This window comes from Ruegeria sp. E1 (assembly GCF_056534225.1).
On the sequence record NZ_JBQFPE010000048.1, the window covers coordinates 1 to 1,007 of the forward strand.

Sequence of the window (1,007 nt, forward strand, 5' to 3'; positions counted from 1 at the left end):
TGGGTTGGTCGGTTTCGGCCAGAACCGGCATGGCACAGACTGTTGCCGTCGCCAGCGTGGCGGAAGCCGCAATAGATCGAAGAATGAACATTATTACCTCTGTGGACGTGGAAGACGATATCGATGGTGGGAATATCGAAGGGTCCATCAGGGATAGCGATTGAGAGTTTCTTGTCGCAACAGAGCTTTACCATGATTTCATATTGTGAAAACTAAAACACAAAACCTGAAACAATTAGACCGTATGATGAACGAAAACGCTTTGACCGCCTTTCTCACATTGGCTGAAACCGGCAGCTTCCAAAGCGCCGCTCGTGCGATGGGTGTATCCAACGCGTCCTTGTCCCGCTATGTCGGGCAGGCTGAAGAACACACGGGACTTGTTTTGTTCCATCGCAGCCGAAACAGCAGCACGTTGACACGCGCGGGGCAGGAGTTTTTGCCAATCGCTCAGGCGCTGCGCGAAGACCTGAACCGCTATACGACCCGTGTGGCCGGTTTGCGTGAAACCGGGCCGGGTACTTTGCTGATTGGTTGCGGGCCGTTAACCACAAGAACTTTGATCCTGCCAGTCTTGCGCACCGTACGAAGGGCAATGCCTGACCTGCGCTTCCGAATTCTGGTGAGTGCCTATGCACGGCCGCTCGACCTATTGCAGGCAGGGGAATTCGACGTGTTCCTTGGCGATCTGACCTACACACCTGAAGCCGAAGATGTCGAGATCATGTTGATGGAGAAACAACCCATCCAGTTTGTTGCTCATCGAGATCATGAGATTCACCAGCGCGGCCCGCAAACCATGGCAGGCATATTCGACTACCCCTTCGCATCACCGCATCTGCACAAACATTGGAAAGCTGCCTTGACGAAGGCACTTGGTGGCGGTGCTGAAGCAGTCGAAAAAGTCCACGCGCAACCGCATATCGAATGCGACGACTACAACCTCCTGACTGGACTGCTGGCAGAGCCTGAATTTATCGTTGGAGGGATGCCGGACACATTCGCAG

At 53.8% G+C, this 1,007-nt stretch carries 1 protein-coding gene; it reads left to right on the forward strand.

Translation table 11 applies throughout. The features are described from left to right. Positions 1 to 205: 205 nt before the first annotated feature. Positions 206 to 1,007 (forward strand): LysR family transcriptional regulator (locus tag ACR0FG_RS20885; protein WP_480895282.1); only part of this gene is annotated, 802 nt, incomplete at its 3' end.